Annotated in this window: 13 protein-coding genes; 3 read left to right on the forward strand and 10 right to left on the reverse strand. The window is 63.3% G+C overall.

The genetic code is table 11. The annotated features are described in order from the left end of the window. Positions 1 to 88 precede the first annotated feature (88 nt). Complete coding sequence (locus tag IE095_RS13010) at positions 89 to 1,399, forward strand: citrate synthase (RefSeq protein ID WP_189412110.1); 1,311 nt, start codon at positions 89 to 91, stop codon at positions 1,397 to 1,399. A gap of 243 nt (positions 1,400 to 1,642) precedes the next feature. Here the strand turns inward: IE095_RS13010 and IE095_RS13015 are convergent, their stop codons facing one another. Then, entirely contained in the window at positions 1,643 to 2,788 is a 1,146-nt protein-coding gene (locus tag IE095_RS13015) for a type III PLP-dependent enzyme (RefSeq protein WP_189412111.1), read from the reverse strand. A 215-nt stretch (positions 2,789 to 3,003) separates the two neighbouring features. Here IE095_RS13015 and IE095_RS13020 point away from each other — a divergent pair, with 215 nt between their 5' ends. After that, a complete protein-coding gene (locus tag IE095_RS13020; protein WP_189412253.1) occupies positions 3,004 to 3,435 on the forward strand; it encodes an Lrp/AsnC family transcriptional regulator in 432 nt (143 codons plus the stop codon). On the opposite strand, the gene IE095_RS13025 is transcribed toward IE095_RS13020, so the two are convergent. From IE095_RS13025 to IE095_RS13055, 7 genes are all read right to left on the reverse strand, one after another. Next, complete coding sequence (locus tag IE095_RS13025) at positions 3,432 to 4,610, reverse strand: molybdopterin molybdotransferase MoeA (protein WP_189412112.1); 1,179 nt, start codon at positions 4,608 to 4,610, stop codon at positions 3,432 to 3,434. The genes IE095_RS13020 and IE095_RS13025 overlap by 4 nt on opposite strands. Continuing rightward, complete coding sequence (gene moaC / locus IE095_RS13030; RefSeq protein WP_189412113.1) at positions 4,607 to 5,083, reverse strand: cyclic pyranopterin monophosphate synthase MoaC; 477 nt, start codon at positions 5,081 to 5,083, stop codon at positions 4,607 to 4,609. The genes IE095_RS13025 and moaC overlap by 4 nt, the downstream gene beginning before the upstream one ends. Continuing rightward, complete coding sequence (gene trpC, locus IE095_RS13035) at positions 5,080 to 5,892, reverse strand: indole-3-glycerol phosphate synthase TrpC (protein WP_189412114.1); 813 nt, start codon at positions 5,890 to 5,892, stop codon at positions 5,080 to 5,082. Before trpC ends, moaC begins: the two co-directional genes overlap by 4 nt. A 93-nt stretch (positions 5,893 to 5,985) precedes the next feature. Further along, positions 5,986 to 6,294 (reverse strand): HepT-like ribonuclease domain-containing protein, encoded by a 309-nt coding sequence (locus IE095_RS13040; RefSeq protein WP_189412115.1) that lies wholly within the window; start codon positions 6,292 to 6,294, stop codon positions 5,986 to 5,988. Positions 6,295 to 6,329: 35 nt separating this feature from the next. Next, positions 6,330 to 6,629, reverse strand: coding sequence for a nucleotidyltransferase family protein (locus IE095_RS13045; protein WP_229804778.1), 300 nt, complete (start codon positions 6,627 to 6,629; stop codon positions 6,330 to 6,332). A 119-nt stretch (positions 6,630 to 6,748) separates the two neighbouring features. Further along, positions 6,749 to 7,762: an anthranilate phosphoribosyltransferase gene (trpD, locus tag IE095_RS13050; protein ID WP_189412117.1), complete on the reverse strand. Its 1,014-nt coding sequence runs from the start codon at positions 7,760 to 7,762 to the stop codon at positions 6,749 to 6,751. Continuing rightward, on the reverse strand, positions 7,759 to 8,346 hold the full coding sequence (locus IE095_RS13055; RefSeq protein ID WP_189412118.1) for an anthranilate synthase component II: 588 nt from the start codon (positions 8,344 to 8,346) through the stop codon (positions 7,759 to 7,761). The genes trpD and IE095_RS13055 overlap by 4 nt, the downstream gene beginning before the upstream one ends. Before the next feature lie 166 nt (positions 8,347 to 8,512). Here IE095_RS13055 and IE095_RS13060 point away from each other — a divergent pair, with 166 nt between their 5' ends. Beyond that, on the forward strand, positions 8,513 to 10,675 hold the full coding sequence (locus IE095_RS13060) for a divergent polysaccharide deacetylase family protein (RefSeq protein WP_189412119.1): 2,163 nt from the start codon (positions 8,513 to 8,515) through the stop codon (positions 10,673 to 10,675). A 63-nt stretch (positions 10,676 to 10,738) separates the two neighbouring features. Here IE095_RS13060 and trpE read toward each other — a convergent pair whose 3' ends face one another. Both trpE and IE095_RS13070 read right to left on the reverse strand, forming a co-directional pair. Next, positions 10,739 to 12,253 carry an anthranilate synthase component I gene (gene trpE / locus IE095_RS13065; RefSeq protein WP_189412120.1) on the reverse strand — a complete coding sequence of 505 codons (1,515 nt, stop codon included), beginning with the start codon at positions 12,251 to 12,253 and terminating at the stop codon, positions 10,739 to 10,741. After that, on the reverse strand, positions 12,250 to 14,118 hold the full coding sequence (locus IE095_RS13070; protein ID WP_189412121.1) for a peptidylprolyl isomerase: 1,869 nt from the start codon (positions 14,116 to 14,118) through the stop codon (positions 12,250 to 12,252). The genes trpE and IE095_RS13070 overlap by 4 nt, the downstream gene beginning before the upstream one ends. Positions 14,119 to 14,143: the final 25 nt, after the last annotated feature.

Consider the following 14,143-nt stretch of genomic DNA (forward strand, 5'->3'; position numbering starts at 1 on the left):
GGGCCGCCCGAACAACACGAGCGCTGCCCCCGGTCGCTGCCGGGCCGGGACAGCGGCGGATGGAAACGGGCAAGACCGGAGGGCTGCGATGGCCGATACGAAAACCAACCCCGAAGCTGTGAGCGCCAAGCTGAGCCTTGGCGATCAGACCATCGAACTGCCCGTGATGCGACCGACGGTCGGGCCGGACGTTCTGGACATCCGCAAGCTCTATGCCCAGGGCGATGTCTTTACCTATGACCCCGGCTTTACTTCGACCGCCGCTTGCGAAAGCGCCATCACCTATATCGACGGCGACAAGGGCGAACTGCTGTATCGTGGCTATCCCATTGAACAGCTTGCCGACAAATCGACCCATCTGGAAACCTGCTTCCTGTTGCTTTACGGCGAACTGCCGACAGCAGCGCAGTTGGCTGATTTTACCGAACGGGTGACGAAACACACGATGGTGCATGAACAGATGCACTATTTCTTCCGGGGTTTCCGCCGCGACAGCCACCCGATGGCGACGATGGTGGGGGTCGTTGGGGCCATGTCCGCCTTCTATCACGACAGCACCGACATTGCCGACCCGTGGCAGCGTGAGGTGGCAGCGATCCGGCTGATTGCAAAACTGCCGACCATTGCCGCGATGGCCTATAAATACTCCATCGGCCAGCCCTTCGTTTACCCGAAGAACAGCCTCGATTACGCCTCGAACTTCCTGAACATGTGCTTTGCCGTCCCGGCCGAGGATTATCAGGTGAACCCGATTCTGGCCAAGGCCATGGACCGGATCATGATGCTCCATGCCGACCATGAACAGAACGCTTCGACCAGCACGGTGCGTCTGGCGGGCTCTTCGGGGGCCAATCCCTTTGCCTGTATCGCGGCGGGCATTGCCTGCCTTTGGGGCCCGGCGCACGGCGGGGCGAACCAGGCCTGCCTTGAAATGCTGCGCGAAATCGGCACGGTGGACCGAATCCCGGAATATGTGGCGAAAGCCAAGGACAAGAATTCCGGCTTCCGCCTGATGGGCTTTGGTCACCGTGTCTACAAAAACTTTGACCCACGGGCCAAGGTGATGAAGGAAAGCGCGGATGAGGTTCTGAACCTGCTGGGCGTGGGCAACAACCCGCTGCTGCAAGTGGCGAAAGAGCTGGAGCGGATCGCTTTGGAGGATGAATATTTCATCTCGAAAAAGCTGTATCCGAACGTCGACTTCTATTCGGGCATTATCTTGGAAGCGATGGGCTTCCCGACCTCGATGTTCACGCCGATCTTTGCGCTGTCGCGCACGGTGGGCTGGATTGCACAGTGGAAAGAAATGATCGCCGACCCGACCCAAAAGATCGGCCGCCCGCGGCAGTTGTACACGGGGCCTGCTGCCCGGGATTATGTTGATCTGCGGCATCGGTAAGAAAAAGGGGCGGTCCGAAGGGCCGCCCTTTGTCTTTGAAACGCCCCCCACCCCCGGCCCCTCCCCACGAGGGGGAGGGGAGGGTTCCCGGCTTTTCGGGCGCAGCACGACGGGCCAAAAGTAAAAGCCCCCGCCTTTTTGAAAAAGGCGGGGGCCATGGTTTTACCAAGAACGATCACGACGAAATCCTGGCGCCCTCCCCTCCCCCTCGTGGGGAGGGGCCGGGGGTGGGGGGCAGGGCGATCAGACCGCCGCGCTCAGCACCGTCGCCATCGTCAGCTCGCCAAAACCGTTGAAGCGCGTATTGGTCACCGTCGAATAGGCCCCCATGCCCAGGAACACGACATAGTCGCCCTCGGCAATGTCCCCCGCCAGCATCACATCGCCCGGCAGACGGTCCACCGAATCGCAGGTCGGCCCGAACACGATGCGCGGGGCTTTCGGCGCGGTGCGCTTCACCGCCTCGGGCGACAGCACTTCGATGCGATCGATCACGCCCACCAGCGGCAGTTCCGCCAGCGCGCCATAGATCCCGTCGTTCAGGAACACATGGCCCCCGTCGCGCACGGCTTTCACTTTGGCGGCATGAACGAAACCATCGCCGCACAACCCACGGCCCGGCTCACACACCAGCGCCGGACGGTCCGCGCCAAAAGCCTCGGTCGCGACGCGGTCGATCAGGGCAAAGGTTTCTTCCAACTGCGGAACAACGCCTTCCAGCCGGTGGTTCGGGAACCCGCCACCCACATTGAGGCGGGCAATCTTCACCCCAGCATTGCGGGCAATATCCGCAGCCGAGCGGATGTAGGCTTCCCAAGCATGCGGATCGATGCATTGCGTGCCGGGGTGGAAGGTGATCGAGGGGATAAAACCTGCGTCGGCCACGGTTTTCAGCAGGTCCGCAGCCAGTTCGACCGTCGCCCCGAACTTGGCGCCAAAATTATAGGCGGCACCCGAGACCGGCAGCTTGAACCGGACCGAGATTTCACAGCCCTGCGGCGGCACCAGTTCAACCAGTTTTGCCAATTCGCTGGCGCTGTCGACCGACCAGGATTTCACCCCCGCCTCGACCGCCATCTGAATTTCAGCGCGCGAACGCACCGGGTTGTTGTAGTGCAGCGCTGCATCCGGGGCCAAACGGCGGATCATGCGAATCTCAAAGGGCGAGGCCACGTCAAAGCCGGAAACCCCGGCCGCGACCAAATTTTCGACCACGACTTCCTCGGGGTTAGACTTGACGGCATAGGTCACAAGCCCCGGAAAACCATCAATGAAACGACGGGCGGTGGCCTGAATCACGCTGGGCGCAAAGAAAAGCACCGGATTTTCCGGTTTGACCGAGCGCAGATATTCGGTGGGGTTCGTCCAGATCGTTTTCGACAGTCCCATTCGCGGCCTTCCTTCCTTTGGCAGAACGCGATAGGTGTGCAGCCGTCAGCCTGAAAGGCCACAGCACCTCGCGCGGTTTTACAACCAGGCCAGGTGCGTATGAGCCGCCCTTTTCCTGTAGCTTCGGTCCGCGATATGGGGCACAGTTCCACCGATGAAAACTGCAAAAATGTAGCGTAGGGCTGTCATTTTGTAGCATGGGATCGGCTTTTTGCATGGACGAACTGGACCGCAACATTGTGACACTTTTGGGGGCCGATGCGCGTATGTCGGTGGCGACTTTGGCGCGACGGCTAAAGGTTGCGCGGTCCACCATTCAGGCGCGGCTAGAGCGGTTGGAAAGCAGTGGCGTGATCGTCGGCTATACGATCCGGCTGGGGGAAGCGGCGCGCGAGGGGCGGTTGCGGGCGGCGGTTCTATTGACCATCGAACAGCGGGCGCAGGCGGCAATTCTGACGAAACTCAAGGCCGTGCCCGAGGTGGAACGCGCCGTCACAACCTCGGGCCGCTATGATCTGTTGTTGCAGATCGCGGCCCCGACGACTCAGGTTCTGGACAATGTGCTGGACCAGATCGAGGCGATGACGGGCGTGCTGACCAGCGAAAGCCTGATCTATCTGACCACGCGGCTGGATCGGGCGGTCTAGATCGGCAGGTAGCTGACCCTGTCGCCCGCCCGGCGCGCGGCATCGCCCAGGGGGCGGATCAGCAGCGCATTGGCCTGCGACAAAACCCCCAGCAGGGCCGAATCCTGATCCGCAAAGGGGCGCAGGATCGGCAGATCGGCCCCCGCCTCCACCCTTGCCCGCATGTAATGCGTGCGGGGCCCCGTGGGGGCGACGTCTTCGGCCAGAACCGCCTCTGCCGCCACCGGCAGCGGATCAGCCGCCCCCTGCAAGGCGCGCAACAGCGGCAGCAGAAACAGATGGCCGCAAACAATCGCCGACACCGGATTGCCCGGCAGGCCCAGCATCACCGCATCCCCCAAACGCCCCGCCATCAGCGGTTTTCCCGGCCGCATGGCGACCTTATAGAACGCGCGCTCCATGCCCAGATCGGCGGTCACCTGTCCCACCAGATCATGATCGCCGACCGAGGCCCCGCCGACGGTGACGATCACATCCGCCCCCTGCGCCAATTCCACCACCTTGCGCAGATCCTGCACCGTATCCCGCGCAATGGGCAGCATCCGCACCTTGGCCCCCTCTGCCTCGGCCATCGCCTTCAGCGCAAAGGTGTTAGAGCAAACGATCTGATCGGGGCCGGGCTCGCCCCCCGGCATCACCAACTCATCCCCCGTCGCAATCATCGCCACCACTGGCCTACGACGGCAGGGCAGGCGCGGCAGGTTCATCGCCGCCAAAAGCGCCACATCATTCGCCGTCAGCCGTTTTGGCGCAAAGCTTTGCCCGGCGGAAAAGTCATTCCCCTGCGGGCGGATATGCGTCGCCCCCGTGGCGGGCGCGTTCAGGCGGATATTGTCGCCTTCCCGCGTCACATCCTCTTGCAGCACCACCCGCAGCGCCCCGCGTGGCACCGGGGCCCCGGTAAAGATGCGAACCGCCTGATCCGGCCCCACCGTCCCCGCGAAATGATGGCCTGCGCCCGCCTCGCCCACCACATGAAACGTCATGCCTTCCTCGGCATCGCCCGCAATCGCATAGCCATCCATCGCGCTGGCATCAAAAGGCGGCTGATCGCGCCGCGCCTGCACCGCTTCCGCCAGCCAGCGCCCCGCTGCATCCGCCAAAGCCACATGCTCTACGGGCAGGGCCAAAGCCAATCCCAGAACCTTGGCCTGCGCCTCGCCCACCGGCATCATGGTGCGACAAAACGGCCCGATTTGCCGCCCTCTTTCAGCATCAGCCGAACGCCCTCGATCACCATCGCCTTGTCCACCGCCTTGACCATGTCATAGACCGTCAACCCTGCCACAGACACCGCTGTCAGCGCCTCCATCTCCACCCCCGTCTGGCCGGATGTGGCCACGGTCGCCCGAATGCGCACGCCCGGAAGGCTGGCATCCGGCTCAAGATCCAGCGAAACCTTCGTCAAAGCCAACGGATGACACAGCGGAATCAGATCCGACGTCTTCTTGGCCGCCATGATCCCCGCCAGCCGCGCCACGCCCAGCACATCGCCCTTTTTCGCCCGGCCTTCGTTGATAAGGGCCAAGGTTTCCGCCGCCATCCGCACAGCGCCCTCAGCCACCGCCAGACGGTCGGTCACGTCCTTGCCCCCCACATCGACCATATGGGCATTCCCTTGCCTGTCGAAATGGGTCAGCGCCATCACAGGCCCCCGTGCGCAGTCAGCGGCCGCGCCAGAATGGCCTGTGTGGCGGCGGTCACATCCGCCTGCCGCATCAGGCTTTCCCCGATCAGGAAAGACCGCGCCCCATATTGCGCCAGATCCGCCAGATCGTCCGGCGTATAAAGCCCGCTTTCCGCGACGATCATCCGATCCTCGGGCACCATCCGCGCCAGACGGCGCGTGGTTTCCAGCGTCACCTCAAAGGTGTGCAGATTCCGGTTGTTGATGCCGATCATCGGCGATTTCAGCCGGGTGGCGCGTTCCAGTTCCGCCTGATCATGCACTTCGATCAGCACATCCATCCCAAGCCCCATCGCCACCGATTCCAACTCGGCGGCCTGCGCGTCGCTGACCGAGGCCATGATGATCAGAATACAATCCGCATTCAGCGCGCGGGATTCCACGACCTGCCAAGGGTCATACAGAAAATCCTTGCGCAGACAGGGCAGATCACAGGCGGCCCGCGCTGCCACCAGAAATGCATCATCGCCCTGGAACGAAGGCCCATCCGTCAAGACCGACAGACAGGTCGCCCCCCCCTCGGCATAGGCTTTCGCCAAGGCCGGCGGGTCAAAATCTGCACGAATCAAGCCTTTGGAAGGGCTTGCCTTTTTGATCTCGGCAATCAGCCCATAGCCCGAGGTCGCGGCCTCGCGCAGGGCCCGCATGAACCCCCGCGGCGCATCGGCCCCTTTGGCAGCGTCTTCAACATCGGCAAGCGGCCGCACAGCCTTACGGGCGGCGACATCTTCCAGCTTATAGGCTTTGATACGGTCAAGAATGGTGCTCATCGGCAAAGGTTAGCCGAGGGGGGCGGGGAAGGGAAGGCGGCGGTGCCAAGTATCTTGCTCACAGAAAGCCAGACACGTCGCGTCAAACTGCGGTCAATCTGGCTTTGTGCGAAGATGCTTGATCAGCGGCGGCAGTTCGATCTGAATGGTTTGCCAGACTACCCTCAAGTCAACGTCAAAATAGCCATGGGCAATGCGGTTTCGCATCCCCCGCATGCCACGCCAGGGGATTTCTGCGTGATTTGCGGCAAACACCGGGTATTCCGCCACAATCCGCGCCGCCGCCTCGCCAACAATCATCAGGCTCATGATCACCGCGCGTTGGGTCCGAAGGTCACGCTCGAAATCCGTTTCGTCCATGCCCTCGGTAAAGGTCACAGCATCCGTCGCGGCCAAGATCATTTGCCCAATATAGTCCGGTAGGCGGTTCGGGAAGCTCACACAGGCACAGCTTGCTGAAGCACATTCACGCGGATATGGGGGGGCAGATCCAAGGGCGTCTTCACCTCAACCCGCACACCCAAGGCTTCTTCAAGCGCCTCTTGCAGCCCACCAAGATCGAAAAGGGTGGTTTCTGGCAGCGGCTCCACCAAGAGATCAAGGTCACTGTCGACGCGATCTTGGCCGGTCAACGCCGATCCGAAAACACGGGGGTTGGTCGTGCGGTGACGGGCCGCCAGTTCGCGGATCAAGGCACGCCCATTTTGCAGGGCTTCGGAAGGCGTCTGAATGCGCACGCGTATTCTCCTGCAATCAATATAGGCCAACAGAGCCATTTGGGCAATGCAACCGCAGGGCCCGGCAAACCTCTTGCCTTCAGAATTGCGCCTCCTGCCAGACCATAGCCGCGGGCCTTTTAACCCCGCGTCGCCGCCACCAGCGCCTCGATCTTGCCCAAGGCCGCCCCGCTGTCGATGGATTCCCGCGCCAGTTCCACGCCCAAAGGCAGGCCAGAAGCCTTACCCGCCACCACCAGCGCCGCCGCGGCGTTCAGCAGCACCGCATCGCGGTAGGCGCCCAACTCACCCTCCAGCAACCGCCGAAAGGCCGCCGCGTTCTCTGATGGCGTGCCGCCCATGATCGCCTCGAACGGATGCACTGGCAGGCCCGCCTCATCCGGATGCACCTCAAATTCCCGCACAGCACCATTCTCAATTGCCGCCACCGCCGACGAACCGCAGATTGACAGCTCATCCGTCCCATCCGACCCATGCACCAGCCAGGCCGCCTCAGACCCCAGCGCCAACAGCGTTTCGGCCATCGGCCGCAGCAGCGTCGCATTAAAGGCTCCGGTCAACTGCCGCTTGACCCCTGCCGGATTGGTCAGCGGCCCCAGGATGTTGAAAATCGTCCGCGTCCCCAGTTCCGTCCGCACCGGCATCACATGCCGGATCGCCGGATGGTGCATCGGGGCCATCATGAAACCGATCCCCGCCGTGGCCAGCGCCCGTTCCACCACCTCCGGGCCAACCATCACGTTGATCCCCATTTCGGTCAGCGCATCCGCCGCCCCGGATTTCGACGACAAGTTCCGGTTGCCATGCTTGGCCACCACCACCCCCGCGCCCGCCACCACAAAGGCCGTCGCCGTCGAAATGTTCAGCGTCCCCTTGCCGTCGCCCCCGGTGCCCACGATGTCCATCGCGCCCGCAGGCGCTTTCACCGCGTTGCACTTGGCCCGCATCACCGAAGCCGCCGCTGCATATTCCTCAACCGTTTCGCCGCGTACCCGCAGCGCCATCAGGAAACCGCCCATCTGGGCCGGCGTCGCCTCGCCCTCAAACAGCGCCTCGAACGCCATTTCCGCCTCGTCCCGCGTCAAGGGGCGCTGCGCCGCCAGCCCGATCAGCGGCTTCAAACGGTCGCTCATGCCGGAACCCCGACCTTTGCCAGATCCAGAAAATTTCGCAGCAACTGATGCCCATGCTCGCTGGCAATACTTTCCGGATGGAACTGAACCCCTTCAATCGGCAGCGTCTTGTGCCGCAACCCCATGATCGTGCCGTCTTCCAACTCTGCCGTCACTTCCAGACAATCAGGCAGCGATGACCGCTCCACGATCAGCGAATGATAACGCGTTGCCAGAAACGGCGAAGGCAGGCCCTTGAACACCCCTTTGCCCTCATGGTGCATCGTCCCCATCTTGCCATGCACAATCTCATGGCAGCGGATCACTTTCCCCCCGAAAGCCTCGCCAATCGTCTGATGCCCCAGACAAACCCCCATCAGCGGGATCTTCGCCTCGGCCGCCGCCAGTGTCAGCGGAATGCAAATCCCCGCCTGCGCCGGATCGCAGGGGCCAGGCGACAGCACAATCGCCTGCGGGCCAAGCCCCATCGCCGCCTGCACATCCATCGCGTCATTGCGGACGACACGCACATCGGCCCCAAGTTCCCCAAAGTAATGCACGAGGTTGTAGGTAAAGCTGTCGTAGTTATCGATCAAAAGCAGCATGGCACCCGTCCGTTGCATTATTCAGACATTCCGCAGGTTTGGCAGATCAAAGGGGGTGATCCGCAGCGCATGTCGCGCTATACATGTGCAAAGCTCGGGCGGCGCGTCAAGGGGAGGGCCCCTTTGGGCGCCGTTTCGGGGTGAGGAAAAATCAAGGGGCAGGCCAATGGCAGGATATCTGTCGGGTATCGTCTGGGGTGGATTGTTTACAGCGGCCGGTTTGGCCGTGGTGTCTGAATTGACTCTGCCCAGCGGGCTGGGTGCAACGGCGGCCAACAGCGCCGAGGCCCCGACCGTTGTCGATCAGCCCGCCGAGCCTGTCGCGACAGAAACGCCCGTGCCCGAGCAAACACCAGCCGCAGAGTTGGCCACAAGCGACACGCCTGTCACCCCGGAACCCGCCCCCGAGGCGCCGACGGCGACAGAGGCCACTCCGGCTGAGACGACGGTTGTGGTCGAACCCGCCCCCGTTGAACCTGTGGCCGCTGAAGCTGATGAGCCCGCGCCCCAACCTGTGGTGGCCGAGCCTGAACAAGAAAGCGCCGTTCAGCCCGCCACGACAAGCGAAACTGCGGCGGTGGCGGAGCCTGTGGTCGAATTGCCGCCCATCGTTACGGTCACGGCAGATCAAGCCAAGGCGCAAGTTGCAGAGCGCGCGGCTGAAATTGCGGCCACGACGCCGCCTGTCGCGGCCCCCTTGGAAACGGCTGTCGACGCGGCAACGGCACCCGATTTGACGGACGGGGCCACGGCAAGCCAGCCCGCCACCGAAATCGCAACGGCGGCAGAAGCTGCCTCAGTCGACGCGACCGCTCCGTTGGCCGAGGCGGCTTCAGAACCGTTGGTGACGGAACCGACAACCGCTGAAACCGAACCGGCCCCCGCCGCCGATGCCGAAGCGGCCGCCGCGGCTTTGGTTGAAACCAATCCCGCCGCCACGGCGCCCGGTGCCGGGGATGAGGCGGAATTGGCCGAGATGGGCAGCAGCACGACCCGCCGCACCGCCGCCCTGCCGGGTCAGATGCCGGGCCAGACCATCGGCGACGGGGATGATGCCGAAGGCATGGTCCGCGTTGATGACGCCGCTCTGGAAAGTGCCGTTTCGGACAATGAAAGCCCAACACCGCCCGCAGAAGTGGTCAGCACCGTTCCCGCAGCCGAAACCGACGCCCCTATCGCCCCCGAGGCCGAGCAGACCGAAGTGGCCGTGGCCCCCGAAGTTTCAACGCTGACCGAGGTTCCCGCCGAAGCGGCAGAGGACACGCCCGCGCTGATCGCCCCGGACGCCGGTGGCGAAAGCGTCGCGCAAGATCCGGCGATTGATACAACAACAGAGCCGGCCCCGGAGACCGAGATGGCCAGCGCTGACCCCGATGCGCAAAAGGGTCAATTGCCCCGCAAGATTCAGACCGAAGGCCAGCGCGCCGCCGAACAGGCTGCTGCCGATTCCACGGCACAACCCTTGCCCGCCACCACAGAGGAACCAGCACAGACCGCAGGCTCGCTAGAGCCGTCGCGTCTGCGTGGCTCGGCCGAAGGTGTTGTGGTGAACCGGCTGCCGCGCATTGGCGACGACGAAAAGCCAAAGGTCGAGGAGGCCGATGCCGACGCTGCCAATTTGCCTCCCCTTGAACGTTTCGGTAGCGAGTTTGAAAACACCGGCGCGGCTCCGGTTATGGCTGTGGTTCTGGTCGATCAAGGGGCCAGCCAATCACTTCGCGATCAAGTGGCGGAGTTGCCGTTTCCTGTGGCCGTCGCGTTGGACCCCTTGGCCCCCGACGCGGTCGAGGCGGCCGCCTTCTATCGCGCAGCCGGTATTGAGCTGGTGATGCTGGCCACAGGATTGCCACGCGGGGCTGAAGCAACGGATGTCGAGGTCACGTTCACCACCCATGCCGAGACCCTGCCCGAAGTGGTGGCCGTGATGGACACCGAACAAGGCGGTTTCCAGAACAACCGCCCACTGGCCACCCTCATCGCGCCGACAGTCAAGGCCCAAGGTTGGGGTTTGATCACTTGGGATGGCGGATTGAATGCAGGTGATCAGGTCGCCCGCCGCGAAGGGATGGCCGCCGGGTTGATCTTCCGCCGCTTTGACGAAGCCGGCAACAATGACACCGGAATGCGCCGCACCTTGGACCGCGCGGCGCTCAAGGCGGGGCAGGATGGCAAGGCCATTGTCACGGGCATGGTAAATGCCCAGACGCTCCAATCGCTGGTGGCTTGGACCTTGAGCGCAAAAGGCCAGGCCGTCGCCATGGCCCCCGTTACGGCAGCATTGGACATTCCAGAAGATATGGAAGTGCCATCCCCGGTCGCCACCGAATAGGGCAGGGGGCAAATGCAAAGGGGCGGTCCAATCAGACCGCCCCTTTGCGTTAAGGTATGAGTTTCAGCCGTTGCCGCGCCTTGTGAACATCCCTGCCGCCTCGGCCGCTTTGCGCAGTGCCTTCGACTTGTTCACCGTTTCCTCATATTCCGCCTGCGGGTCGCTGTCATAGACGACACCTCCACCCGCTTGCGTATACAGCACCTGGTTCTTCAGCACCGCCGTCCGCAGCGCAATGCAGAAATCCATCTCGCCATTGGCCGCAAAATAGCCGATCCCGCCGCCATAGACGCCGCGCTTTTCGGGTTCCAGCTCGTCGATGATCTCCATCGCGCGGACCTTGGGTGCCCCCGAAACCGTCCCGGCTGGCAGCCCCGCCAGCAAGGCCGACAAAGCATCCTGCCCATCCGCAATCTGCCCCACCACGTTCGACACGATATGCATCACGTGGCTATAGCGTTCGATGATGAATTTTTCGGTGGGCTTCACCGTCCCCACCTTGGCCACCCGGCCCACATCGTTGCGCCCCAGATCCAGCAGCATCAGATGTTCGGCCAGTTCCTTTTTGTCCGACAGCAGATCAACCTCATAGGCCTTGTCCTGTTCGACCGTCGCCCCACGGGGCCGCGTCCCGGCAATCGGGCGAATGGTCACCTCACCATCCCGCAGCCGCACCAGAATTTCCGGGCTGGCCCCCACCACCTGATAGCCGCCAAAGTTGAAGAAGAACATGAAGGGCGACGGGTTCGTCCGGCGCAGCGAGCGATAAAAAGCAAATGGCGGCAGGTCGAATTTCTGCGCCCAACGCTGGCTGGGGACGACCTGAAAGATGTCGCCTGCGCGGATGTATTCCTTGGCCTTCTCCACCGCCGCCTGATAGCCGCCCGCCGGAAAGTTTGACACCGCGGGCCCGACGCCCGCGCCCGCATCACCCAGATCGCGCGTCATATCAGCAGGCGCCCGGTCCAGATCGCGCAAAGCGTCCATCACCCGTTCGGCGGCCTGCGCATAGGCGGCCTTGGCCGACAGGCCCGACCCCACAAAGGCGGGGGAAACCACCGTCACCTCGCCCTTCACCCCGTCCAGCACCGCCACGACCGAAGGCCGCATCAGCACTGCATCGGGCAGGCCCAGCGGATCGGGGTTTACATTCGGCAGATGTTCCACCAGCCGGATCATGTCATAGCCCAGATAGCCGAACAGCCCCGCCGCAATCGCGGGCAGGTCATCGGGCATGTCGATCCGGCATTCCGCCACCAGATCGCGGATCCGGTCCAGCGGGTTGCCGGTCTGCGGCTTGAAGGCCGCCCCGTCAAAGCGCGCCTCGCGGTTGATTTCCGCCTCGGTCCCCCGGCAGCGCCAGATCAGATCGGGCTTCATCCCCACAACGGAATAGCGCCCCCGAACCTCGCCCCCTGTCACGCTTTCCAGCATGAAGGTGTCTGGCCGCGCCTCGCCCAGTTTCAGCATCAGGCTGACCGGCGTGTCCAGATCGGCCGCCAGCCGCGCATAGACCACCTGATTCTGCCCCGCGTTCCAGCCCTTTTCAAAGGCTTCAAAGGTCGAAATCATCGTCATGGGAAATTCGCATTCACCGCAGCAATCGCCGCATCATCCAGCCGGATGCCCGCGCCTTGCGCCAGCCCCGCCCCATACAGCCCGAACAGATCGTTTTGCAGACTTTGCGCCAACTGTGCCTCCAGCGCCGCCAGATCCGCCTTGGCCTGATCACTCGCCGGGTCCGCCGCGATGATCTTGTCCAGCCGCACCAGCCCGGTAAAGCCCGCACCTTCGACGACTTTCAACTCGCCCTCGGCCATGCCGAAAACCGTCACCATGAAATCCGAAGGCACACCTTCGACAAAACCATCGCGTGTGATTTCCGGCGTCACCGACAAGATGCCCAGGCTGCCCATGTCGGTGCCGCCCTCAACCGCTGTCTTCATTTCCGCCGCCCGCGCCGCCAAAGCCTTGGCCAAGGCCTCGGCCCGCCAGCTTTCGGTCACCGCTTCCTTCGCCTCATCAAAGGGAATCGGCGCGGCAGGCACCATTTCGTCCAGCCGCAACGACACCAGCCCCCCATCATCCAGCAGGATCGCCTCGGGGAAATCCCCCTCGGCCACAGCCCCGGCCGCCTGACGGAAGGCCGGATAGGCGGCAATCGCCTCGTCGCTGGCGGTGCTGAAATCAATCGTCGCCAGCTCCATCTTCTGTTCTTCTGCCAACTCCTCCAGCGTTGCCCCGCCGGCCAGCAGATCGTCGATCTCTTCCACCCGCGCGCCGATTTCCCGACGTGCTGCATCGCGCTGGAATTCGATGGTCAGGTCGGCCTTCGCCTCGTCAAAACTCACTTCCTGCGCGTCCAGAATGGCGTTCATCCGGAACAGCGCCGGCCCCAGGTCCGACATCAGCGGCCCCGCCACTTGCCCGTTTTCTGTCAGCGCAAAGATTGCGTCCCCCGCAGCCCCCAGGTCGGCCTTCGACACATCGCCCAGATCAATGTCGTCCAGCGTCAGCCCGCGCTCCGTCACCAGATCCTCGAACTTGGCCCCGCCGTCCAGTTTCGCCTTGGCCGCATCCGCCGCCGCCTGATCCGGGAACACAAGCCGTTCCACCAACCGCCGTTCCGGCTGCACGTAATCGGCAATCCGATCGTCATACAGCGCCTTCACGGACGCCTCATCCACCGCCATTCCTTCGGCCAAAGCCTCGGGCAGCAGCGCCGCATAGGTGATCCGCTTCGCCTCAGGCTTGGTGAATTTGGCGATGTTCGCGTCGTAATGCGCTTTCAGTTCGTCTTCGGTCGGCTCGGCCAAGGGCACCGTCAGATCCGCCTCGGCCAATCGCAGCAGCGTCAGCCCCCGCTTTTCGCCCCGATAGGTGAACAGCTTTTCCGCCATTGTCTTGGGGGCCACAACACCGCCGATCACCGCCCCTTGCAGCATCGTCCGCGCCAGATCGGCCCGCACCTGCCCCTCATAATCCCGCGCGTTCATTCGGTTCTGTTCCAGAACCTGCCGATAGATCGCTGGGTCAAAGGCCCCATTCAGACCCTGAAACTCGGGCCGCAGCGCCACTTCTTTCGCCACCGCCTGATCCCCTGCCGACAGGCCCAGCCGTCCCGCCTCGCCGTCCAGCGCCGCCCCCACGACCAGCCGCTGGATCACGCTTTGGGGAATGCCAAACATCTGCGCCTGTTCCATCGTCAGGTTCTGCCCGAACTGTGACGAAACCTGCCGAATTTCCGCTTGCAAGGCATTGGCATAGTCATCTGTCCCAATAGGACGATCACCCACATCCCCGATCTTGCTGATCCGCCCGCCGAAATCGGTGATGCCAAAGCCGCCAAGCCCCACCACCAGCATGGCCATCAGCACCCAGATCACCACATCCGAAGCCTTGCGCTTGCGCTTGTCAGTCTGCGGCTCGGTCGTCTTGGCCATGGGTCACATCCGTTGGGCTAAGGTA

The sequence above is a fragment of the Neogemmobacter tilapiae genome, assembly GCF_014652215.1.
Taxonomy (GTDB): domain Bacteria; phylum Pseudomonadota; class Alphaproteobacteria; order Rhodobacterales; family Rhodobacteraceae; genus Neogemmobacter; species Neogemmobacter tilapiae.